Genomic DNA, 22,525 nt, shown 5'->3' with positions numbered 1-22,525 from the left:
TTCAAGAAAAAAATTACATGCACAAGCCTATCACAAAAGATAAATTCCAAAATACGACGGAAAAGATGTTTTATGACTCAAAAAGGAATTCTTGCATTTTCTGGAGGACTAGATACTTCAGTTGTTGTAAAATACTTACAAGACGAACACGACATGGATGTCATCACAGTAACAGTAGATGTTGGACAAGGTGATGACAATAAAAAAATTGCAGCAAAGGCAAAAAAATTAGGAGTAAAAAAACACTACAACATTGATGCACGAAAAGAATTTGTTAAAGATTACATTTTTCCATCAATCAAAGCAAATGCTCTTTATCAAAAAAAATATTGTTTAGCAACAGCACTTGCAAGACCATTAATTGCTGAAAAAGTTTTACAGATTGCAAAAAAAGAAAAAGTAACATCATTAGCACATGGATGTTCAGGAAAAGGAAATGACCAAGTACGTTTTGATATTACACTACGTTCTGGTTCCAATCTTCCAATCATTGCACCAATTCGGGATAAGAATTTAGACAGGGTAACAGAATTAAGATTTGCAAAAAAACACGGGATTGAAATTGACACTGTAGCAAAAAAATTTAGTATTGATCAGAACTTGTGGGGTCGTGCAATTGAAGGTGGTGTTTTAGAAGATCCATATAACGAACCACCAGATGATGCATTCATTTGGGTAAAAACAAAAAATTTACCAGACAAACCAACATATCTAGAAATTAAATTTGAGAAAGGAATTCCTGTAGGAGTTGATGGAAAAACTATGGAAGGTCAAAAATTAATTGAATACATTAACAAAAAGGCAGGTGATGCCGGAGTTGGTATTGTTGATCATATTGAAGACAGAGTTGTTGGAATAAAATCCAGAGAAGTCTATGAAACACCAGCTGCTACTTGCTTAATTGAGGCACATTCTGATTTAGAAAAAATGGTTCACACCAAACATGAAAACAAATTCAAGTCAATAATTGATGATGAGTGGGCATACCTAACATACTCAGGGTTGTGGCAAGATCCACTAAAATCAGATTTAGATGGATTCATAGAAGCTTCTCAAAAGCCTGTTACTGGAACAGTCAAGATAAAGATGTACAAAGGGAGTCTAAGAGTAGTTGGAAGAAAATCCAAGAATTCTCTTTATAGTCATGAAATCGCTACTTATGGAACAGAATCCACTTTTGATCAAAGGTTGGCCAAAGGATTTGTAGAATTGTGGGGAATGCAATCAACAGAAGCTAATAAATTACAAAAGAAAAGGTCAACAAAAACATGAACTGCCCAGAATGTGACGCAACACTAAACATCCCAGACGATGCCTCAGTAGGAGAAATAGTCTCCTGCCCTGATTGTGGTGCTGACTTTGAAATCGCAAAAAAAGACGGATCAAATGTTGAGCTTAAACAAGCAGAAAGCGTAGGCGAAGACTGGGGAGAGTAATGTCAAAAGTCTGTATTGTGTTTGATCGCCTAAGAGCTGAAGAAAAGATGCTTCAAAAAGAAGCATCCGAGTTGGGGCATGATGCAGTAATGTTAGATGCAAAGATCACTCAAGTCAATACAGATAGTAAAAAAGAAGATTTTGACTTTGGAGATGTTGTTCTAGAGAGATGTGTGAGTTATTTCAGAGGATTACATTTTACTGCAAGTCTAGAGTTTATGGATATTCCTGTTCTAAACAAATTTGATGTTGCAAGTATTTGTGGTAATAAAATGTTCATGACATTACTTTTGAAAAAAAATGGAGTTCCAACACCAAAAACATATTTTTCATTTACAAGTGATAGTGCAGCTGAAAATTTAGAGAAAGTAGGTTACCCATTAGTAATCAAACCAGTTATTGGTAGTTGGGGAAGGGGTGTAATGCCAATCAAAGACAGAGATACAATGGATGCAGTTTCTGAGATTAGAGACATTACAGATAGTCCACATGACAGGATTTACTATCTGCAAGAATTAGTAGAAAGACCTCCAAGAGATATTCGTGTGATAACCATAGGGGATGAGCCTGTTGCAGCCATGTATAGAAAATCTTCAGGAGGTTTCAAGACCAACATTGCACTTGGTGCCGATCCAGAGCTTTGTGAGATCACAAAAGAGATGGAAGCTATGGCCGCAAAAGCATCAAAGGCGATGGGCGGAGGGATCCTAGGAATAGACATTATGGAAGATGAAAAGAGAGGTCTAGTTGTTCACGAGGTCAACAATACTGTAGAATTCAAGGGTCTGTCAAGAGTTGCACAACGAAATATACCAAAAGAAATGGTTGAATTTGCTCTAAACTACGTTAGGAAATAAATTATACTCCATTACGAGGAGATTTATCATGAAAGTAGGTGTTGTGGGAGCATCAGGTTATGTAGGTGGAGAGACATTACGTCTTTTGGTCAATCATCCAGATGTAGAGATCAGCATGGTCACATCAAGACAACACGTTGGAGAATACCTACACAGAGTTCAACCAAGTTTGAAAGGTTTTACCGATCTTACTTTTTCAGAATTAGATTATGACAAATTAACTGACAAGTGTGATGTAGTTTTCACAGCAGTTCCACATGGTACTGCAACTGAGATTGTCAAAGCCCTCTACGATAGAGGTATCAAAATTATCGATTTGAGTGCAGATTACAGATTACATGATCAGGCAGCATATGACAAATGGTATGGTTGGGAACACCCACATCCAGATTATTTGAGTAAATCAGTTTTTGGTGTACCAGAACTACACAGAGAAGAAATTAAAAAAGCACAACTTGTTTCGTGTCCAGGATGTATGGCAGTTACATCAATGCTAGCACTTGCACCATTAATTCGAAATGATCTTATCGATACAGACCATATTGTAGTAGATTCTAAAATTGGTTCTTCAGGTGCAGGTTCTGGTTCAGGAACTGCACATGCAATGAGAGCAGGAGTTATCAGACCATACAAACCTGCAAAGCACAGACATACTGGTGAAATTGAACAAGAACTAAGTGAAATTGCAGGACATAAGATTAATGTTTCAATGAGTCCACATGCAGTAGATGTTGTCCGTGGAATTCTTTGTACAAATCACACGTTCATGAAAAAAGATATTGAAGAAAAAGAGTTGTGGAAATTATATCGTCAAACTTATGGTGAAGAGAAATTTGTTAGATTAATTCGTGACAAAAAAGGATTATACAAATTCCCAGATCCAAAATTCTTGGTCGGTTCAAACTTTTGTGACATAGGATTTGATTTAGACGAAGACAATCATAGATTAATTGCATTATCTGCATCAGATAACTTAATGAAAGGTGCAGCAGGTTCTGCCATCCAAAACATGAACGTAATGTGTGGTTTTGATGAAATGAACGGATTAAGATATACACCATTAACTCCGGTTTAGAAATGATCACTATCAAAATAGGTGGAAGCGTAGTAGATGATTTACATCCATCCACAATTGCAGACATAAAAAAAGTTGCAGAGTCTGAAGGAGTAATTTTAGTCCATGGAGGAGGAAAGGAAGTCACCAAAGTTTGTGAGCAACTTGGAAAAGAACCAAAGTTTGTAACATCACCTAGCGGAATTAAAAGTAGATACACAGACAAAGAAACTGTAGAGATTTTTACAATGGTCATGTCAGGTAGAATTAACAAAACAATTGTTCAGATGCTTCAAAAAAATGGTATTAATGCAATTGGCCTATCAGGTGTAGATGCCAAAGTAATAAAGGCAGACAGGAAAAAGAAACTCCTCATCGTTAATGAAAAAGGTAGAAAACAAGCAATTGATGGAGGGTATACGGGAAAAATCAGAGAAGTTAATTCTGCTTTTATCAAATCACTCCTAGAACAAGGCCTTACGCCTGTGATTTCACCTATAGCAATAAGTGAGGAATCTGAATTTCTGAATGTTGACGGAGATAGAGCAGCAGCATATGTTGCAGGAAAAGTTGGGAGTGACAAAGTATTATTCATAACAAATGTAGATGGTCTCTTAATGGACGATAAGGTTGTTCCAAAATTGACATTAGCAGAAGCAAAAGAAATTAGACCAAAAATCGGACCAGGTATGGAAAAGAAAATTTTAGCATCAACTGAGGCATTAGACATGGGAGTTAAAACGGCATTAATTGCAAATGGTCAAAAAGAAAACCCAATTTCATCTGCCATTGCTCATGACAATTGTACGGTGATTGAACATGAGTGAAGACCAGTATATGGGTAATCTCTATCAGAGATTTCCAGTTACCGTTGAAAAAGGAAAAGGCGCACATGTGTGGGATGTTGATGGTAAAGATTACATTGACTGTATGGGCGGATATGGAGTAGCACTAGTTGGACACCAAAATAAAAGAGTCAATGATGCAATAAAAGAGCAAGTTGATAAAATCATAACTGTACATAGCTCACTATACAATAAAACAAGAGAAGAATTTTTGAAGATACTAATTGATTTAGCTCCTAAAGGATTAACACAAGTTCATCTCAACAACAGCGGTGCAGAAGCAATTGAGGCTGCAATCAAATTTGCAAGAAAGTTTACTGGGAAAAAAGGAATGGTTGCAATGAAAGGTTCCTACCATGGAAAATCATTTGGTGCATTATCATTAACTTTTAATCCAAAATACAAAAAGGCATTTGCGCCACTAGTTGAAAAAGTTTCATTTGCATCTTATGGCGATATCGATTCTCTTCGTGAAACCATAGACGATGATACTGCCTTTGTAATTTTAGAACCAATACAAGGAGAAAGTGGGATTATCGTTGCCCCAGATGGATTTTTGCAAGATGTAAGAAAGCTTTGTGATGAGAAAGGAATTCTGCTAATTTTTGACGAAATACAAGCAGGTTTGGGAAGAACAGGTCGATTATGGGCGTGTGATCATTGGAACACAGCACCAGACATTTTATGTTTGGCAAAAGGAATTGCAGGGGGAGTTCCAATGGGCGCAACTCTTGTAAGACCAGACATTTTAGCGGCTATGAGTAAAGGTGAGCACTCATCAACGTTTGGAGGAAATCCAATATCATGTGCAGCAGGTATTGCAGCCCTCAAATCCATTACAGAAGATGGATTAATTGAAAACTCTGAAAAAATGGGAAAAATTTTCAGAGAAGGTTTAGAAAAATTAAAAGAAAATCACACAATGATAAGAGAAATTCGTGGAAAAGGACTCATGATAGGTGTAGAAATGAAATTTGAAGTTAGAGATATTTTGATGGGATTAATTAGAGAGGGTGTTCTGATGTTATATTCAGGTCGCAATATTTTGAGAATTCTACCTCCATTAGTAATAACTGAAGATGATGTAACAAAAGTTTTACATGCTCTAGATATAATACTAACAGAAGAGGAACAAAAACGAAATGTACAAAGATAGCGTAGATGAGAAAATTATTGGTTACCTAAAAGAAGATTCAAGGGAATCATTTGTAGATATTGGAAAAAAATTAAAGCTGTCTGAATCAGCAGTAAGAAGACGTGTCAAAAACCTCATAGGAAATGGTACTATCAAAAAATTTACTTTAGAATTAGGTGAAGAAAATGCAACAAGTGCCATTGTATTAGTTTCAGTTGATTCTGCAACAGATACATCAAAAGTTTCATTAAAACTTGCAAAACTAGATGGTGTAAAAACAGTTTATGAGATTACAGGACAATACGACATTACAACAATTATGAGTGCATCAAGTATTGCAGAGATTAACAACAGTATTGATGCCCTAAGAAAAATTCCAGGGGTAGTGGATACCAATACAGTGATAATTTTAAGAAAAGTTATCTAAAAACGACTTTCGGTTTAAAATTTTAATTCAAAACTAGTTTAGGATCATTATTAGTTATTTTCAACGAACCTAGTACGAATATGTTTATATCATCAATTTATGTCAACGAATTCTGTAATGAAAGATCCGAATCACTATGCCAACATATACAATGCATACGAAAAGAATCCAAAGAAGATTAGAGTTCTAGACAGCACTCTAAGAGAGGGAGAACAACATCCAGGTGTTTCATTTACAAACAAGCAAAGAATCCAAATTGCATGGATGCTAGATTATTTTGGAGTAGATCAAATTGAAATTTCACCAGTTGTATCAAATGACCATAAAGAGGCAACTAAAACAATTATCAAACAAGGACTAAAGGCAGACATTGTTTCTCATGGACGTGCTCTTAAAGAAGACATTGATGTATCATTAGATTGTGATGCAAAGTGGTGTGCAGCATATCTAGGAATTTCAGACATTCATCTTAAAGACAAGCTTCGCATTTCAAGAGATGATGCTCTTAGTAGAGCTGTTGAGACAGTAGAGTATGCAAAATCTCATGGATTAAAGATTAGATTTACAGTAGAAGATGGAAGTAGAGCTGAACCAGAGTTTTTGCTCAAAATATGCAAAGCAATAGAAGAAGCAGGTGTTGACAGAATTAGTTTACCAGATACTGTCGGAATATTACGACCTATTGGAATGTATAATTTTGTAAAAAAGGTAAGAGACTCAATTGATGTACCATTAGATGCACATGTTCACAATGATATCGGGTTTGCAGTAGCAAATGCCTTTTCAGCATGCGATGCAGGAGTAGATCAAATTCATACTACCATTGACGGTATTGGAGAAAGAACAGGAATACCTCCACTTGCAGAAGTTGCAGTTGCTTTAACATATCTATACAAATCACCAAATGATTTCAGATTAGACATGTTACTAGATTTGTCTAGATTAATTGAAGAATATACAACAATCAAGCCTTACGACTCAAAACCAATAGTAGGATCATCAGCATACAAACACAAAGCAGGAACACATCTTGCAGCAATTCTAAGAAATCCAGCAGCGTATGAACCCATACCACCTAGGGCAGTTGGAAACAGAAGGAGAATCGTTTTTGGAGAATTGGCAGGAAAGACAGGAGCTGCCTACCTGATGTCATTGTTAGGATTAAAGAAAGACGATGATAGTGCAAAGGCTGTAGCAGCTGGATTAAAGGGTCTTAGAATGGGAGATCTGATTGAAATTCCACTTGAAGACAGACTTGAAAAGATAATTAACGATAAATAGAGAGGAGGTGGAGAAGAAAATATGTCAAAATGTGAAGAATGTGATGCAGATATTTCCATACCAAGTGATGCACTTGAAGGAGAAATTGTAACATGTCCGGAATGTGGCGCAAGTTTTGAATTAGCAAAAGGTTCAGATGGTTTCGATCTAAAGCCTGCCCAAACGGTTGGCGAGGATTGGGGGCAGTGAGTCCTGACGTTACGATTCTTTACGATACCATCCGTTGGGAAGAAAAAGGCCTACTAGAAGCAGGTAAGAAAAAAAACATCAACATACAGATGGTAGATTGTAAGAAGATAGCATTAGATTTAGAAAAAAAGCCTGAAGATTATGGAGTTGTCATACAAAGATGCGTAAGCTATTACAGAAATTTACATTCGACTGCAGCACTAGAAGGGTTGGGAGTCAAAGTGATCAATTGTCTCAACACTGGAATTTTTGCAGGAAATAAATTATTTACACATATGCTGCTAAAGAAAGCAAGAGTACCAACACCAGATGCAACAGTTGCTTTTTCAAAAGATGCAGCTTTAGAAGCACTAGATACACAGGGATACCCCAAAGTAATCAAACCAACAGTTGGAAGCTGGGGTAGATTAATCTCAAAATTAAATGACAGAGATTCTGCTGAAGGAATTATTGAAAGTAGAGAAAACATGTATCCTATTTATCAAGTTCATTATCTAGAAGAATTTGTAAAAAGGCCACCCAGGGATATTAGGGCCATCATGGTAGGAGACAAAATTGTTGCTGCTATTTACAGAAACTCTGAGCATTGGAAAACTAACATGGCTCTTGGAGGAGTGGCAGAACCATGCGAAGTTACACAAGAGATGGAAGAAATGTGTATTAAGGCAAAAAAAGCAGTTCAAGGAGATATCGTAGGTGTAGATTTGATGGAAAGTGATGAGAAAGGATTGGTTGTTCATGAAGTAAACAATACAACGGAATACAAGAACACTGTAAGAGTGTGCGAAGTTGACATTCCTTCCCTAATGCTAGACTATGCACTGAAGATAGACAAGTAAGAATTGGACACTCATTTTACAGTTACACCAAGATTTGCAACAAAGATGCTTGAGAAAGCTCTTAGACTTTACACACCATCTCTTAGTGAAAAACCAATGGCAGAATTTCTTGCAGACAAATGTGATGATTTAGGATTTGAAGATATACAAATTGACGAAGTAGGAAACGTGATTGCTCGAAAAGGTTCAGGTAGTCCAACGATCATGTTATGTGGCCACATGGATGTGGTACCAGGTAAAGTCAAAGTCAGAAAAGAAGGAGATTCACTTTACGGCAGAGGTGCATCTGATGCAAAAGCACCATTAATGGCAATGCTATTTGCTGCAGCATCAATCCAAAACAACAATGGAACAATAATTTTTGTGGGAGCAGTTGATGAGGAAGGAAATGCCACTGGAATTAAAAATCTAGTAAAAAAGAAGATGGGAGTAGATTATGCTGTTTTTGGAGAACCAAGCGGAATCAAACAAGTTACAATTGCATACAAAGGAAGATTGGCAATTAATCTCAAGATAAGTGTAGAAGATAGCTCACATGCAAGTGCACCATGGCTTTCAAAAAATGCAATTTTAGAATCAATGATTTTTGCAAGAGAGTTAAAAGAAAAATTAGAAGCAAATCAAGAGGACAAGACAAAAGGAATGTTGTTGACTGCAACTATGACAGAAGTAAAAGGAGGAACAAGTCATAACGTTACTCCAAAAGAATGTGAGACAACTTTTGATATCAGAATACCTGTAGATATGAACTGTAAATCTATTGAACAAAAAATTGCAAATTTAGTCAAGGAAATTGCAGAAAAAAGAGAGGTAGAAGCATTTTACTCGATTCTTGATGAAACAGAGCCATTTGAGGCAGCACACAACTCTCCTTTGGTACGTGCATTTACGCTTGGAGTTATGGATGTAGAGCATTCTAGACCAAAATTAATTAGAAAAACAGGTACTGGAGACATGAATGTACTAGGAACTCAATGGAATATTCCAGTTGTAACATATGGTCCAGGGGATCCTCATGAAGCTCATACAATTGATGAAAAGGTCTCAATTGAAGAATATCTCAGAGGAATAGAAATTATCAAAAAAATGCTACAGCACTTAAAAAGACTTCATGATAGAAAGATAGAGTAATGCTGTGGTTTGTAGGTTTAGGAATCTCAGGATTCAAATCAATTCCTAATGAAGCAATTGATGTTTTAGCAAAAGCAGATATCGTATATCTTGAACAGTTTACAAGTCCTATTGGAAAATCAGATTTAATTAAAATTAAAAATGTAACAAAGGGAGAATTCAAACCAGCAAAGAGATGGTTAGTAGAAGATGGAAATGAGATTTTAGAGAGTGCAAAGAAAAAGAAAGTCGTTCTATTATCATATGGGGATCCATACATTGCAACAACACATATTGAATTACGAGAAAGAGCAATTAAAGAAAAAATAAAAACACATTCTATTCACGCATCATCATCATTAACTTCAATGATTGGTGAATGCGGTTTACATTTTTACAAGGTTGGTAGAATCGCCACAATAATGAGTGAAATGAAATCACTTACAACACCATACTATGTAATTTACAAAAATGTGATCGAGGGGAATCATACAGTACTTCTTTTAGAGTTTAATCAAGACAAAGATTTTTTCTTAGATCCTAAAGATGCATTAAATGGTTTATTAGAAACTGAAAAAGGACAACGAAGAAAAGTAATCAGTCCATCAACTTTTGCCATAGTTGCATCAAGAATTGGATTCAAGGATCAGGAAATAATTTCAGGTAAAATTTCGAGCCTGAAAAAGAGAGATTTTGGTAAGCCTCCACACACAGTAATAATTCCAGGTAGGTTACACTTTACAGAATCAGATGCATTGAAAGTTTTGGGCAAATGCGATGACGAGCCCTTTGATAATTCTGAGAAAACAAGAAAGATTTCTGTTCAGATGATGGAAAAATATGTTCCAATGGTAAGAGAGGCACTAGAAGAAGTTGAACCATATTACAAGGATCAAAAAGAATTTCAGACAATTTTAGAGAATGCAGAATTGTATGTTAAAGACGCAGAAAAATTCCTAGAAGATGGACAAGATGAAGTGGCCATTCTAAGTATCGGGTATGCAGATGGATTGGTGGATGCGTTAAGGTTGGCAAAAGGCCTAGATCCTAAGATGTAATTTTAGCGATGAATTAAAGAGAGGGAGAAGATTAAAAGAAATATTGGAACAAAATCAAAAAATAATTCTTTCTATATTGTATGTATGTCAAATTGAAGGCACAAAACCAATTGAAAAAATTAAAGAAAAAACCATTATTTCAGATGATGAAATAAAATCCAAAATCGATGAATTGGTTAAAAATCAATTTCTTGAAGAAGACGGAAACACACTCACAGAGTTAGGAAGAAATGCATTACAAGTGGTCCTAGCTGGAGGAGTTTTTGATATCATTCATCCAGGGCACATCCATACACTCAATTCTGCAAAAGCATTAGGAGATATTCTTGTAGTGGTAGTTGCCACAGATAACACTGCAGTAAAAATGAAGAAGCGAAAGCCACTACATTCTCAAGAACAAAGAAAAGAATTGGTGAATTCATTATCAATGGTAGACCTTTGCTTAATTGGGCAAGAAGATGACATTTTCAAGACTGTAAATAATGTGAGACCAGAAATAATTGCACTAGGATATGATCAAGTTCACCAAGAGAAATTCATCACAGATGGTTGTAAAAGAATTAATCTTGATGCAAGAGTTGCAAGATTGCAATCTCCAATTCCAGAAAGCTCTAGTTCAAAAATTCAAAAAGAATACGGGGAATCAATTCACGGAATTTAGGTTACTGCTTAGCTGTTAAAACATGGCATTTTGCTTTGTGATGAATTGTATTGATTATATCATCATAAAGAGTGGATTCAGTCATGGACAACTTTGGATAATCTACAATAAGTAAACCAACTTTATTTTCAATAACATAATCTATAATCCAATGGGCAATAGAATCAGTCAAGGCAAATTTGGTTGTAATTGGAACATTTTCTTTTTGTGCAATTTTTTCCCATTTAGAAAGTTCATTTTTGATTTGATCTTTTCTTTTTTGTAAAGCAATCTTATCTGTTTTAGTTTCAAAGAAATGAAATGTTGGGGGTTTTTGATAAAAGCACTCAATTATAGAAAGAGGACATTCTAATTTCTTTGCTAGTTGTAATCCAAGCTCAAAAGATTTCTTGTCATGAGTTGGAGTAATTATAGCAACTGTAATTTGTTTAATCAAACATTATTTTCTATAATGACGGGCTTAATCAGTTTTTGGTTATATGTTAACAGGAATCTTAATTGTCACTTTAGAGCCATCTTTTAATTTTGCAGTTTTTCGCAAACAGGATTTGGATATCAATTCAATTACAGAATTATCGTGATGTGTGCGTTCAAGCAAAATCAAATCACAATTAATTGAATTGTTTAATTTCGCAGGGAAGCATTTAACCCACCCATATGTTCGCTTTTCATCTGAGAAGCTCTTAATTTTAATCCCATCCAAAGTTTCAAACTGCTTAATTGCTTCTTGATGAATTTTTTGATCTAGCCTTACATTAAGAGTTCCCGGAAACGGAATATAACCAATTTTTGATTTGAATTGTTTTGTGTATCCTTTTAGCCCCATGTAGTATGCGCCTTCGCCCATTCCAGAAATTAAAGTTCCTTTCAGTTCAATGTGAGAAGGAAAAGAGTCTAAGCTTTTTTGTAAAATTGCAGATAGTTTTACCATTTCAGAAAAACCTTTTGAGGTAATCTTTACAGAGATGTTTCTTCCACTTATGATTCTGTCAATGAATTGGTTTTGCTCTAATTCAAGCAGATGTTTTGATGCAGATTGTTGGGATTTCTTAATATTTTTTCCAAGAGACGATGTTGTGATTGTAACATAGTTGTGTTTTGCACCTTTAGATAAAAGATAAGATAGTGTTAGGATGTGCTGAATTTTTAGTTCAGGCATCTAAGATCCTATGCTACGCCCAAGTCACCGAATGTTTTGAGGGTCATTCCATCAGAGTTTGACAATTTAGCTACCCGGTGTCCAATGACACATTCAATTCCTGCGTTTTTGGCACCCTCTAAAAGTCTCTGAGTGATGATTCCATCTAGTAAGAGATATTTGATTCCAGACTGAGTTGAGAGTTTACTAACTACCTCACTTATTGGAACTTTGAAGATTTCATTATTGTCAGCATCAAGTGCAACTGCTTCAAGAGTTTCATTTAGAGTTGGAAAAACTTTTGATGCCATTTCAGCAAGAGGTTTATCATCTTCGCTTTTGAGCGAGGCTGTTGGTTTTCCACCCTTAATTTCTTCAGCAATAGGACTTAGAATTTCATCAATTCTTTGAGGAGTTAATTCTTCAACTTCAACATCATTATCAGCTCTTAGTTCATAGTCAATTGGAACAACTGATTTGAGTTCTTTGAGAATAAATCCACCTGACCTATCACCATCTAAGAATGCTACAACAGTATCTTTAGAGTTACATAATTCTTTGATAGATTCATCAATTTTTGCACCTTCAATTGCAAGAGCATTATCATATCCAGCTCTGAGAAGGTTGATTACATCTGCTCGTCCCTCAACTAAAATTACCCAATTAGAATCAGCAAGACCAGAACTGCAAGTAAGTTTAGAGGGCCCATATGTAGATAATTTTTTAGAATCACCTTGATGAACATCATTTAGCATAGTTTCTCCTTCACTGACAGTTTTAGTTGCCCACTTTTGCTTAATCTCTTTTGCACGTCTTACAATATCGTCTTTCTTTGCAGCACGTACATCATCAATTGCTTCTAGTGTGAATTTGCAATCAAATGGACCTACTTTGTCAATGCTTTCAATTCCTGCTGCAATTAATGCACAAGTATCAATATCAGTACTCATAGGAATTAATGCATCACCAGCAGTAGTGTTTGCAGTAGTTCTTGCACTTACTTCAATGCGACCTACTTTAGAAACTCGTTGCAGTTCATTCAGATTCATCTCAGGGCCTAACAGTCCTTCTGTTTGGCCAAAGATGGCTCCGATTATATCTGCCCTTTCAACGAGCCCATCAACTTCATAGGAAAGTTTAACATGATATTTGACAATTCCTGATTGAGGCATAAATTATTCATCTCCTTAATTATCATATTTTGACTCTCTGTATTCGATATATGAGGGTATCGCAAAATTTTGCATTAAAAAACTAAAATCAGTCAAAAAATCTGCCTGCATTGCAAGCGCTAGATAATGTAAAAATGAAAAATGATGGTGTGTTTATTCAGTACTAAATGAATGACCGCATGAACAGGATTTTGTAACATTTGGATTGTTAATCTTAAATCCAGAACCCATTAGGCTTTCAATATAGTCAACGTTTGCACCTTGTAGATGGTCAACGCTGTAACTGTCAACTAGAAGTTTTACACCATTTTCTTCCATGACTATGTCATCTTCTTCTGGTGCTTTTTCAAAGCCCATTCCGTAAGATAAACCAGAACAGCCTCCACCTTGAACATATACCCTAAGGTATTCAGGAGATTCTGCTTCTTCTTTCATGAATTCTTTGATTTTCTCAGCTGCTTTTGCAGTAACTGTGATCATCTTTTGTGTTTGTTCAGTTGCCATAATGAACAAAAAAGTAGTTTTTAAATATAATAAGCTTTTCCAACCCAACACACTAGGAATAAAAGAATATTGCTACTTTTTACCAAAATCTAGTGATCAGTAATATGTTTGACAAGGTCACTAGAGGTAATAATACCAACAACCCTATCATCAATTACAGGTAATTTTCTAACATTTCTTGTAGACATTAAATCTGAAGCAGTCCAGAGATCAGAATCAGGATCAATAGAAATCAATGGAGATGACATTATTCGCCTAACAGGTGTATCAATAGGGTAAGAGTGAGCAGTAATTTTTATTGCAAAATCCCTATCAGTTACAATTCCAACAGGTAAACCATTTTCTAAAACAACAATTGCCCCAGCCCCAGAGTCCTCCATCAGTTTTGCAGCATCAGTTGCTGAAACTGATGAATCAATAGACAAAACGGAATTACTCATAATTTCTTTTACAGGAGTTTTGTGCTGAAGTACATCAGAAGTCATGTTGAGTAATATACAAAGGGATATTTCAAAGGATTAATTGAATTTCAATCATGATAATCATGTTCATCAAAATCAGAACCTAATCGGATAGTTAGGATTACAGTGGAATCAGTTGTCTGAAATTTTAATTCTTTATCAGGTAGGAAACTACGAAAAACTTGAGTCAGGAGTTGTTCTGTAAAAACAGACCACTTCATTCCCAGTTCATGCTGAATCAAAAAGATATGTCTGTCACCTTCAACTCTATGATCAGAGTTCATTCCAGATGCCCTCATGTAATCTTCTAAGGTTTCAATACAGCGTTTAAGGTCATAACCACCTTTGATAAACATAACAGTGTCCTTAATCATTGGAAAGATCAATGTAATGATTTCATCAATATCTTTTCCATCAAGTTCGCTACCCAAAGATTCTAAGATTCCTTTTGGAACAGGAATCATTCCTACTTTGTTTGAAAATCTGTCCCATTGAACATACTTTTCTAGAATTTGTTTTACAAGGACATTTTGAGATATACTTTTCATAGTAGCTTCTGTCTCTAATTCATTAACTAATTTTTCAGGTAGTCTATATGTAATACTACGAGTAGGTTCTTTCTTTTGATTATGGGTCTGCCTATTTGAAACCAATTTTTCTTTCATGATGTTTTGGTTTTTCAGTTATAAAATGATAGTTAACTCGTGCTAGACGAGTTAGGAACAATCTCAATGGTGGTTTCTTCCAGATTGCATTGAAGAGAGATTGATTTTACCTTACTCTTGTAAAGGAAGTATTTTTTTCCATCCTCATTTATGGAGCCAGAGATTGCAAGTAATTTTGCATCATATAGGGTTTGCAATCTTCTGTATACGGTACTAATTGGGATTTTTTTATCACTAGATAACTCCATTGCAGATTTTGGTTTTTCTAGTGTATCATGGAGGATTTGTTTGCAATATTTGTCAGCTATGACTTCTAAAATTACTTGCTTTCTTTCATCGTCCATTATTTTTCTTGTTTGGATTAATTCTTGCATGATTATCATATGAGATAATGAGATAAAATGAAGCAGTACACATTGCAAGACACTGCACACAAATCCTATAAATCACATTGAATTTTACATGCAGTATGAATCGTTTGCCAAAAGTTGCATCTGTTTTAATTTTGGTCTTTTCGATTTCAATAGTTTCTCTTTCTATTAATTTTGCAAATGCAGAATCTGTTCCTGAATGGGTAAAAAATACAGCATTATGGTATGGCGAGGGAATTGTTTCTGAGGGTGAATTTCTTAATATGATAAAATTTTTGATTGAAAACAAAGTGATTGTGTTAGATAGTATTGTGGAACCAATTCCACAAGCAGTTAATTCACAAATCATAATTCCAAATGGTAACTTTGATGTAACTGGTGCAGGGTTTTACTCACCATTGAATCTAGAGATTCCAGCAGGAACCACAGTTACATGGGTAAATGATGATTCAGTACCTCACAATATCCAAAGTATAGATGCAAAGGGAAAGGTCATTCAGTTGTTTAACAGTCCCCCACTAAATACAGGAGACAGATTTGAGTTTACATTTGATGATGAAGGAGTTTACAAATACTACTGCTCATTCCATCCTTGGAGAGTAGGATTAGTTACAGTATCATAGAATCAAACTTTTGTAATAAAATAAGAGGGAGATAGGAAATAGCTATTTCTTTGACTTGTTAACAAATGCAGTCATTCTCTCTTCACGGTCTGGATGTGTAAAGCAGTTTCTCCAAGCAAGGAGTTCTAGTGCAAGACCAGTATCAAGATCTGCATTTCTTCCCTTGTTGATTGCAACTTTAGACATTAAAACGCCCATTGCAGAGTTTCCAGCAATTTGTTGTGCCATTTTCAAAGCTTCTTCTTGTAGGGATGCAAGAGGAACGACTTGATTTACAAGACCAATCTCTTTTGCCTCATCTGCTTTGATCATTTTACCTGTGTAAACAAGTTCTTTTGCCTTGGCTATTCCCACGATTCTCATCAATCTTTGTGTTCCACCCCATCCAGGAGGAACACCAATTGTTACTTCTGGTTGACCAAGTCTAGCAGTATCTGCTGCTATTCTAATATCACAAGACATTGCAAGTTCACAACCTCCACCTAAAGCAAAACCGTTAACGGCTGCAATTGTTGGTTGCTTAACTAATTCAACTGTTGCAGTAACAAGTTGACCAGTTTTTGCATATTCTACTGATTCGTCTGCAGAAATTTTGGACATATATTCAATGTCTGCGCCAGCAGAAAATGCTTTTTCACCTTCACCAGTCAAAATGATAACTTTGACATCATCATTATGATTTAGTTCTTCAAAAGTTTTGATTAGTTCTTTTGCAACATCAGTGTTCATGGCATTTAGTTTGTCAGGTCTGTTGATTTTAACAGTACAAATGCCATCAGAAGTAGATGTGGTAACTAGTGACATGAAAATTTGTCAAGCCATGCGAGACTTAAATGTTATCTATTTTCCGAGGAATTTGCCCCATTGAGATAATGCAGCAGCAGCTTCAACCCAAGTTCGTAGGTCTTGGTAAACTGGAACATTGTGTTTCTCAACTAATTTTGCCATTTTTTCGGTGTATGGTCCACCATTACATCCAACTAAAAGTGGTTTCTTTCTTTTCTTTTGGAAATCAGCAAGATGATCAACAATTGTCTCTTCTAATGGATCATCTTGGAAAACAAACCACGGCATTGCTATATCGATATTTTTTTCATCCATAAATTGCTGAATCACAAATCTGTAATCTTCTGCAGTTGCGCCACCACCTACATCAGCAGGATTACCACTATGGATAGGAACTGCTGGTGGGAAATGAGCCTTCATTTTTTTGACACGTTCTGGAGATAATTTTCCAATTGTAAGACCAAATCTTTCTAACTGATCCATTCCACCAATCATAGGACCAGCTCCATTACTAGTCATTGCAACTTTGTTGCCCTTTGCAGGTGGTTGCCATGCCAGTGCCTTTAGTACTCCAGCAAGTTGCTGATAACTGTCAACTGAGATAATTCCTGCTTGTTTGAATGCACCCATAATGATTGCATTTGAGCCTCCAAGCGATCCTGTATGAGATGCAGCTTGTTTTGCTCCTGCAGCTGTTCTTCCACTCTTCCAAATTACAATTGGTTTCTTCTTTTCTTTCATTACACGTTTTGCGACATTGATGAATTTTCTACCATCACCAAATCCTTCAACGTACAATCCAATTACTTTAGTTTGAGGATCATTTGCAGCATACCAAATCATATCTGCTTCATCAACATCAGAACGATTACCAAAACTAATCATCTTGGACAAACCAAATGTGTCTGCACTTTCTAACATACTAATTCCCATAGTTCCACTTTGTGAGAAAAAGGCAACAGGGCCTAATTTGGAACGTAACATTCTTTCTTGTCCTTGGAATGCACAATCAAGACGATTAGCCGCATTGAACATTCCAATACAGTTTGGACCAATAATTCTGATTTTGTGTTTTTTAGATAATCTAGCTACTTCAGCTTCATATGCTGCTCTTTCGCCACCAAGTTCTTTTCCTCCACCAGATACAATTACAACGCTGTGAACTCCTTTCTTTGCACAATCCTCTAGAACAGGTGGAGTCATAGACAAATCTACAGAGACTACAACAAGATCAACTTTGCCTGGAATTGCTGAAACTGATGGATAACATTTCTGGCCAAAAATTTTATCAGCCTTTGGATTAATTGGAATTACCTTTCCTTTGAAATTATAATTTACTAAACTATCTAAGATTGAATTACCAATCTTTCCAGGTGTTGCAGAAGCCCCAACTAATGCGACAGTTTTTGGAGTAAAGAACGTCTCCATGTTGTCTATGTTTGGTTTTGCTTTTGAGATAGAGTTCTTCTTTATCTCTTTGTTTAAGATAATTTTTGCATCAACTACAAAGTGAGATTTTGGATATACAATTACTGGGTTAAAGTCAATACTGTTAATGTAATCTGCATTTTCTACGCCTAATTTTCCGATGTTTACTAACATTTTTGCAATCATGTTAGTGTCAATTGGTTCACTTCCTCTGAAACCTTTGAGAAGTTTTGAGCCTTTGAGTTCATTTAACATTGATTTTGCATCAGAGGTTGTAATTGGAAGCATTCTAAATGCAACATCCTTCATTACCTCTGTCATGATACCTCCCATTCCAACCATAATGATTGGACCAAATTGAGAGTCATTTTGGATACCTACAATTAATTCAACGCCTTTTGGAACCATTTTTTCTAAAAGAATTCCTTTAACATTGACACCTTTCTTTTTAGATAGTCGACCATACATGTCTTTGAATGTCTTTTTTACATCATTGACATTATCTAATCCGACTTTAACTCCACCAACATCTGTTTTGTGTAAGATTTGCGGAGATACCACTTTCATAACAAGTGGAAAACCAATTTTCTTTGCTTGCTTTGCTGCATCTTCGGCAGAAGTAACTAAAGCATAAGGTGGTACTTTGACTCCATAAGTTTTGAGAATAGATTTTGATGATTCTTCAGTGATGACCTTGTGATCAGTTTGGATAATTTCGTCAAAAATTTTCTTAACTGCAGCCATCGCTCGATCGATGGAATCAAAACTCAGTATATTAAACTTTGGTCAAAGATGAAATTCTGATTTGTAATTATTGTAAAAATTCTCCATATTTGATTTTACAATTGAAATATTTTCATTAATGTCTGAACGGATTTTTTGAGGATTAATTCCAGGAATCTGTTTTATCTTTTCTTCAGTGTTATCAAGCCAAAGATTTACCATCTCTTCATTTACTTCGATATGAAATTGCAATCCCACAGCACTCTTGTATTGAAACGCTTGGTTTTGGTAATACTCAGATGAGGCCAATCTGACTGCATCATCAGGCAAATCAAACGTATCTCCATGCCAATGAAATACAGTAAATGGGTTACTGAATCCTGAAAAGAGTGTTGATTTATTGTTTATTTTCAAATCATTGTAAAAGCCAATTTCTGTTTTTGTGCCAGAATATACTTTACCTCCAAATGTTTTTGCAATTAATTGAGAACCCAAACATATTCCTAAAACAGGAATGTCTTTTTCAACAGAGTTTTTGATTAATTGTTGTTCTGCTTTAAGATAAGGTAAATCATCATTCGCACTTTCAGGGGCTCCTAAAATTACAACAAGTGAAAAATTCTTGTCAGGTATTGATTCATGTTTTGCATTAATTGATGTAATGTGAAATCCATCTGTTTTTAGAAGATCTCCAAGATAACCAGAGCCTTCAATTCTTGTGTTTTGTACAAGTAATACATCAGACATGTTTTGTGTTTACAAAAGTGCTTAATATGTTGAAATGGATTAAACAATGTGCTTGTAACAGAACAGGAAATTTCAGAACTGCAAAATTTTATTTCTCAATTAAATTCTGTAATTGACGGTGTTGTAGTTGTTGAAGGAAAAAGAGATTGCGATGCACTAAGAAAGTTAGGGTATCAAGGAAAAATTTTAGAATTTTACAAGTTTGGGGGTATGATCAATTTTACTGATTCTGTTTCAAAATATAAAAAAATTATAGTTCTTTTTGACAGAGATAAAAAAGGAAGACACCTTACAGGAAAAACAATTCATCTATTGCAGAGAAGAACAAAGGTGGATCTCTCATACAAAAGAAAACTACGACAAATTACAAAAGGGAAAATTATGTTTATCGAGCAATTGGTTTGTTACGAATCTTATCTAGTCTAAGGCCAAATGCCTTTTTGGTCAAAGGCCTCAAGAACTCTCTCCACAGCTAAAACCATGGTTGCCTTTCTCATATCGATTTTATGTTTTTTAGATAATGCATATGCATCTTTGAATCCTTTAGTGATATTTTTCTCCATCTTGTTTGCAACCTCATCAAAAGTCCAGTAGTATCCCATGTTGTTTTGAACCCATTCTAGGTATGAGATACACACACCGCCGGAATTGGCCAATATATCAGGAATTACTAGGATTTTCTTTTTGTAAATAATCGGGTCTGCTTCAGGTAGTGTTGGACCATTTGCAGCTTCTGCAATAATTTTGCATTGTAGTTTATTTGCAATTTTTGCTGTAATTTGATTTTCAAGTGCTCCTGGAACTAAAACATCACATTTTGTTGTAAGCAATTCTTCAGTTGAGATTTTTTTACTTCCAGGAAATCCAACAACACTTCCTTTCTTTTGTTTGTGTTCTATGATTTTACTTACCTTTGCTCCTTTTGGAATTGAAATGGAACCTTTAGAATCACTAACTGCAATTACTTTAGCACCCATCTTCTCAAGATATTCACCTGCAAATGTTGATGCATTACCAAATCCTTGCAAGACAACTTTTGCACCTTTGAGATTTAATTTGATTGCCTTTGCAGCTTCTCTAACGGTATATGCTGCACCTAAACCAGTTGCAACATTTCTTGCAAGAGAACCTCCCATTGAAATTGGTTTTCCAGTGATAACACCTGGAGAATATTTGTTACCGTTTAATTTGCTAAATGTATCCATGATCTGTGTCATCTCTTTTCCTGTTGTGTAAACATCAGGTGCAGGAATATCTTTTTCAGGACCTATTACTTCGGAAATTTTATATGCAAATCCACGAGTTAATCTTTCTAATTCGTTTTCGCTAAGCTTTTCAGTTTTAGGATTAACATAGATTCCACCTTTACCGCCACCTAATGGAACATCAACTATTGCACATTTCCATGTCATCCAAGATGAGAGTGCCATAACTTCACGTTCCATATATTCAACACCACCTTCTGGATTGAAATATCTAATACCGCCTTTGTAAGGACCTCTATCATTATTGTGTTGACTTCTAAAACCTGTGAAAACTCTAATCTTTCCGTTATCCATTGTTACAGGAATTTTTACTCTAAGAATTCTATTGGGCATTGCAAGGTATTCACGTATACCTTTGTCTTTAATTCCCAAAACATCACATGCATCGTTAACTTGTTTGGTTGCATTTGCAAAGGGATCATTCTTAACCAAGACGATCGTTCTAGCAACATTCCAATTATATAAGTTTGGTTAAAAATCTCTGATCGCTTTTCATAACATGTGATTAGATGTAGACTTTTTTGTGATTCAACTTTCTATCTAGTTTATCAATTGCTTCATCTAAAGCAGCGATATTCATTTCAAGGAAGTTTGACAAGTGAAAAATTGCACCGTATTTTTCACCAATTTTAGAAACCATATTGTTTTTCTCAAGTACTTTCATGTGATGCTGTATGGCTTTGTAATCAAGATCAAGTTCTTGGGATAACTGGTGAGTATTGTATGGTTTTTCAAGCAGGCTCATAATAATTCGCAATCGGGTAAACCCACCTCTAGTGCTAGTAAACAAATAAAGTAATAATTTTCTAGTTTGCCTGTCAGGCTTTCTTTGTTCAGAGACTTGTCTGGATCTAAGGGTTTTCTTGAATTCAAGTAATTGGTTTACCATTTCCTTAAAGTATAATGCCCACTTTTGCTTAAAACCCTATTTCCAGATCTTTTCCACATTCAGACTGTGATAATTACCCTTAAATTGACTGAGAATGAACTCGTGATAACATGATGGCATCACGTGGTTACGATATGACCCCTACCATGTATTCTCCAGACGGCAGAATTTACCAAGTAGAATACGCAATTGAGACCGTAAAAAGAGGAACTCTAGCAATTGGAGTTCTTAGTAAGGAAGGAGTCATCATGGCAGTTGAAGAAAAGCCTCGTACATTACAAAGTACAGATGTTACACAGAAAATTTTCCAAGTAGATTATCATATAGGAGTTGCAGCTGCAGGATACATTCCTGATGCACGTGTTCAAGTTGACAGTGCAAGATTCTTTTCACAAGGAAACAGAATGACATATGACGAATCAGTTGAAGTTGCAACAGTTGCAAAACATCTAGCAGATCAAGCACATCAATTCACTCAATATGGAGGAGTTCGTCCAAATGGAGTTTCAATGATTATTGCAGGTGTTGATCAAAAAGGAGAATCAATCTATGTAACAGATCCTAGTGGAACTTATGTTCAATTTGCAGCAATTGCAATTGGAGCAGGTTCTGATGATGTAAATGCATTTTTGGAGAAAAATTACAAAGATGATTTGAGTTTGGAGGATGCAGCAGCATTAGCAATTGCAGCAATTAAACTAAAGGCAGAACAAAAAGAAGGAGTCAACGACATCAAAATGGCAAAGATTTCATCAGAATCCAAGATATTTGAGAAAGTTTCTGAAGCAGATTTACAAAAATATTCTCAAACCGCATCAAAGTTTGTTCCATAATAGAATTTTAGATTTGAAAGATATTCAT

General features: G+C 35.4%; 28 protein-coding genes. 16 read left to right on the top strand and 12 right to left on the bottom strand.

What is annotated here, in order from left to right:
* The first annotated feature begins 72 nt into the window (after window positions 1-72).
* The 13 genes from NPIRD3C_RS04145 to NPIRD3C_RS04085 all read left to right on the top strand — a co-directional run bounded on the left by NPIRD3C_RS04145 (window position 73) and on the right by NPIRD3C_RS04085 (window position 10,892).
* Window positions 73-1,272, top strand: coding sequence for an argininosuccinate synthase (locus tag NPIRD3C_RS04145; protein WP_148702965.1), 1,200 nt, complete (start codon window positions 73-75; stop codon window positions 1,270-1,272).
* Window positions 1,269-1,436 (top strand): alpha-aminoadipate/glutamate carrier protein LysW, encoded by a 168-nt coding sequence (lysW/argW, locus tag NPIRD3C_RS04140; RefSeq protein ID WP_014963701.1) that lies wholly within the window; start codon window positions 1,269-1,271, stop codon window positions 1,434-1,436. The genes NPIRD3C_RS04145 and lysW/argW (NPIRD3C_RS04140) overlap by 4 nt, the downstream gene beginning before the upstream one ends.
* A complete protein-coding gene (lysX, locus tag NPIRD3C_RS04135; RefSeq protein WP_148702964.1) occupies window positions 1,436-2,293 on the top strand; it encodes a lysine biosynthesis protein LysX in 858 nt (285 codons plus the stop codon). Before lysW/argW (NPIRD3C_RS04140) ends, lysX (NPIRD3C_RS04135) begins: the two co-directional genes overlap by 1 nt.
* 28 nt (window positions 2,294-2,321) lie before the next feature.
* Window positions 2,322-3,368 carry an N-acetyl-gamma-glutamyl-phosphate reductase gene (gene argC / locus NPIRD3C_RS04130; RefSeq protein ID WP_148702963.1) on the top strand — a complete coding sequence of 349 codons (1,047 nt, stop codon included), beginning with the start codon at window positions 2,322-2,324 and terminating at the stop codon, window positions 3,366-3,368.
* A gap of 2 nt (window positions 3,369-3,370) precedes the next feature.
* The gene (locus NPIRD3C_RS04125) at window positions 3,371-4,174 is read left to right on the top strand and encodes a [LysW]-aminoadipate/[LysW]-glutamate kinase (RefSeq protein ID WP_148702962.1); all 804 of its coding nucleotides are present in this window, start codon (window positions 3,371-3,373) and stop codon (window positions 4,172-4,174) included.
* The gene (locus tag NPIRD3C_RS04120) at window positions 4,167-5,348 is read left to right on the top strand and encodes an aspartate aminotransferase family protein (protein ID WP_148702961.1); all 1,182 of its coding nucleotides are present in this window, start codon (window positions 4,167-4,169) and stop codon (window positions 5,346-5,348) included. Before NPIRD3C_RS04125 ends, NPIRD3C_RS04120 begins: the two co-directional genes overlap by 8 nt.
* Entirely contained in the window at window positions 5,335-5,754 is a 420-nt protein-coding gene (lysM, locus tag NPIRD3C_RS04115; protein WP_148702960.1) for an HTH-type transcriptional regulator LysM, read from the top strand. The genes NPIRD3C_RS04120 and lysM overlap by 14 nt, the downstream gene beginning before the upstream one ends.
* A 117-nt stretch (window positions 5,755-5,871) precedes the next feature.
* Complete coding sequence (locus NPIRD3C_RS04110; RefSeq protein WP_148702959.1) at window positions 5,872-7,035, top strand: LeuA family protein; 1,164 nt, start codon at window positions 5,872-5,874, stop codon at window positions 7,033-7,035.
* A gap of 21 nt (window positions 7,036-7,056) precedes the next feature.
* Window positions 7,057-7,224, top strand: coding sequence for an alpha-aminoadipate/glutamate carrier protein LysW (gene lysW/argW, locus NPIRD3C_RS04105; protein WP_012215677.1), 168 nt, complete (start codon window positions 7,057-7,059; stop codon window positions 7,222-7,224).
* Window positions 7,221-8,063, top strand: coding sequence for a lysine biosynthesis protein LysX (gene lysX / locus NPIRD3C_RS04100; protein ID WP_148702958.1), 843 nt, complete (start codon window positions 7,221-7,223; stop codon window positions 8,061-8,063). The genes lysW/argW (NPIRD3C_RS04105) and lysX (NPIRD3C_RS04100) overlap by 4 nt, the downstream gene beginning before the upstream one ends.
* A gap of 3 nt (window positions 8,064-8,066) precedes the next feature.
* Window positions 8,067-9,194, top strand: coding sequence for a M20/M25/M40 family metallo-hydrolase (locus NPIRD3C_RS04095; protein WP_148702957.1), 1,128 nt, complete (start codon window positions 8,067-8,069; stop codon window positions 9,192-9,194).
* Window positions 9,194-10,231 carry a diphthine synthase gene (dph5, locus tag NPIRD3C_RS04090; protein ID WP_148702956.1) on the top strand — a complete coding sequence of 346 codons (1,038 nt, stop codon included), beginning with the start codon at window positions 9,194-9,196 and terminating at the stop codon, window positions 10,229-10,231. Before NPIRD3C_RS04095 ends, dph5 begins: the two co-directional genes overlap by 1 nt.
* 40 nt (window positions 10,232-10,271) lie before the next feature.
* The gene (locus NPIRD3C_RS04085; RefSeq protein WP_148702955.1) at window positions 10,272-10,892 is read left to right on the top strand and encodes an FAD synthase family protein; all 621 of its coding nucleotides are present in this window, start codon (window positions 10,272-10,274) and stop codon (window positions 10,890-10,892) included.
* 1 nt (window position 10,893) lies between these two features.
* Here the strand turns inward: NPIRD3C_RS04085 and NPIRD3C_RS04080 are convergent, their stop codons facing one another.
* The 7 genes from NPIRD3C_RS04080 to NPIRD3C_RS04050 all read right to left on the bottom strand — a co-directional run bounded on the left by NPIRD3C_RS04080 (window position 10,894) and on the right by NPIRD3C_RS04050 (window position 15,206).
* The gene (locus NPIRD3C_RS04080) at window positions 10,894-11,328 is read right to left on the bottom strand and encodes a universal stress protein (protein ID WP_148702954.1); all 435 of its coding nucleotides are present in this window, start codon (window positions 11,326-11,328) and stop codon (window positions 10,894-10,896) included.
* A 39-nt stretch (window positions 11,329-11,367) separates the two neighbouring features.
* Entirely contained in the window at window positions 11,368-12,051 is a 684-nt protein-coding gene (locus NPIRD3C_RS04075; RefSeq protein ID WP_148702953.1) for a DUF120 domain-containing protein, read from the bottom strand.
* Between the two features lie 8 nt (window positions 12,052-12,059).
* A complete protein-coding gene (gene dnaG, locus NPIRD3C_RS04070; RefSeq protein WP_148702952.1) occupies window positions 12,060-13,202 on the bottom strand; it encodes a DNA primase DnaG in 1,143 nt (380 codons plus the stop codon).
* A gap of 153 nt (window positions 13,203-13,355) precedes the next feature.
* On the bottom strand, window positions 13,356-13,706 hold the full coding sequence (gene erpA / locus NPIRD3C_RS04065; RefSeq protein ID WP_048079640.1) for an iron-sulfur cluster insertion protein ErpA: 351 nt from the start codon (window positions 13,704-13,706) through the stop codon (window positions 13,356-13,358).
* Window positions 13,707-13,795: 89 nt separating this feature from the next.
* Window positions 13,796-14,191 carry a CBS domain-containing protein gene (locus NPIRD3C_RS04060; protein WP_148702951.1) on the bottom strand — a complete coding sequence of 132 codons (396 nt, stop codon included), beginning with the start codon at window positions 14,189-14,191 and terminating at the stop codon, window positions 13,796-13,798.
* Between the two features lie 44 nt (window positions 14,192-14,235).
* On the bottom strand, window positions 14,236-14,832 hold the full coding sequence (locus NPIRD3C_RS04055; RefSeq protein WP_148702950.1) for a hypothetical protein: 597 nt from the start codon (window positions 14,830-14,832) through the stop codon (window positions 14,236-14,238).
* A gap of 32 nt (window positions 14,833-14,864) precedes the next feature.
* Complete coding sequence (locus NPIRD3C_RS04050; protein WP_148702949.1) at window positions 14,865-15,206, bottom strand: ArsR family transcriptional regulator; 342 nt, start codon at window positions 15,204-15,206, stop codon at window positions 14,865-14,867.
* A 95-nt stretch (window positions 15,207-15,301) separates the two neighbouring features.
* Here NPIRD3C_RS04050 and NPIRD3C_RS04045 point away from each other — a divergent pair, with 95 nt between their 5' ends.
* Window positions 15,302-15,826: a cupredoxin domain-containing protein gene (locus tag NPIRD3C_RS04045; protein WP_148702948.1), complete on the top strand. Its 525-nt coding sequence runs from the start codon at window positions 15,302-15,304 to the stop codon at window positions 15,824-15,826.
* 42 nt (window positions 15,827-15,868) lie between these two features.
* On the opposite strand, the gene NPIRD3C_RS04040 is transcribed toward NPIRD3C_RS04045, so the two are convergent.
* The 3 genes from NPIRD3C_RS04040 to NPIRD3C_RS04030 are packed head-to-tail and all read right to left on the bottom strand — an operon-like array spanning window position 15,869 to window position 19,510.
* Window positions 15,869-16,630 carry an enoyl-CoA hydratase/isomerase family protein gene (locus NPIRD3C_RS04040; protein ID WP_148702947.1) on the bottom strand — a complete coding sequence of 254 codons (762 nt, stop codon included), beginning with the start codon at window positions 16,628-16,630 and terminating at the stop codon, window positions 15,869-15,871.
* A 36-nt stretch (window positions 16,631-16,666) separates the two neighbouring features.
* On the bottom strand, window positions 16,667-18,784 hold the full coding sequence (locus NPIRD3C_RS04035; RefSeq protein WP_148702946.1) for a 3-hydroxypropionate--CoA ligase: 2,118 nt from the start codon (window positions 18,782-18,784) through the stop codon (window positions 16,667-16,669).
* 42 nt (window positions 18,785-18,826) lie between these two features.
* Window positions 18,827-19,510, bottom strand: coding sequence for a type 1 glutamine amidotransferase (locus NPIRD3C_RS04030; protein ID WP_148702945.1), 684 nt, complete (start codon window positions 19,508-19,510; stop codon window positions 18,827-18,829).
* Window positions 19,511-19,558: 48 nt separating this feature from the next.
* Here NPIRD3C_RS04030 and NPIRD3C_RS04025 point away from each other — a divergent pair, with 48 nt between their 5' ends.
* Window positions 19,559-19,936, top strand: coding sequence for a toprim domain-containing protein (locus NPIRD3C_RS04025; protein ID WP_148702944.1), 378 nt, complete (start codon window positions 19,559-19,561; stop codon window positions 19,934-19,936).
* Here the strand turns inward: NPIRD3C_RS04025 and NPIRD3C_RS04020 are convergent.
* The gene (locus NPIRD3C_RS04020; RefSeq protein ID WP_148702943.1) at window positions 19,933-21,207 is read right to left on the bottom strand and encodes a Glu/Leu/Phe/Val family dehydrogenase; all 1,275 of its coding nucleotides are present in this window, start codon (window positions 21,205-21,207) and stop codon (window positions 19,933-19,935) included. The two genes, NPIRD3C_RS04025 and NPIRD3C_RS04020, sit on opposite strands and share 4 nt — an antisense overlap.
* Before the next feature lie 73 nt (window positions 21,208-21,280).
* Window positions 21,281-21,664 (bottom strand): ArsR/SmtB family transcription factor, encoded by a 384-nt coding sequence (locus tag NPIRD3C_RS04015; RefSeq protein ID WP_148702942.1) that lies wholly within the window; start codon window positions 21,662-21,664, stop codon window positions 21,281-21,283.
* Window positions 21,665-21,774: 110 nt separating this feature from the next.
* Between NPIRD3C_RS04015 and NPIRD3C_RS04010 the strand changes: the two genes are divergently transcribed.
* On the top strand, window positions 21,775-22,497 hold the full coding sequence (locus NPIRD3C_RS04010) for an archaeal proteasome endopeptidase complex subunit alpha (protein ID WP_148702941.1): 723 nt from the start codon (window positions 21,775-21,777) through the stop codon (window positions 22,495-22,497).
* The last annotated feature ends 28 nt before the right edge of the window (window positions 22,498-22,525 follow it).

The organism is Nitrosopumilus piranensis (assembly GCF_000875775.1).
Classification (GTDB): Archaea; Thermoproteota; Nitrososphaeria; order Nitrososphaerales; family Nitrosopumilaceae; genus Nitrosopumilus; species Nitrosopumilus piranensis.
This window is presented reverse-complemented; position numbering and strand designations above follow the sequence as displayed.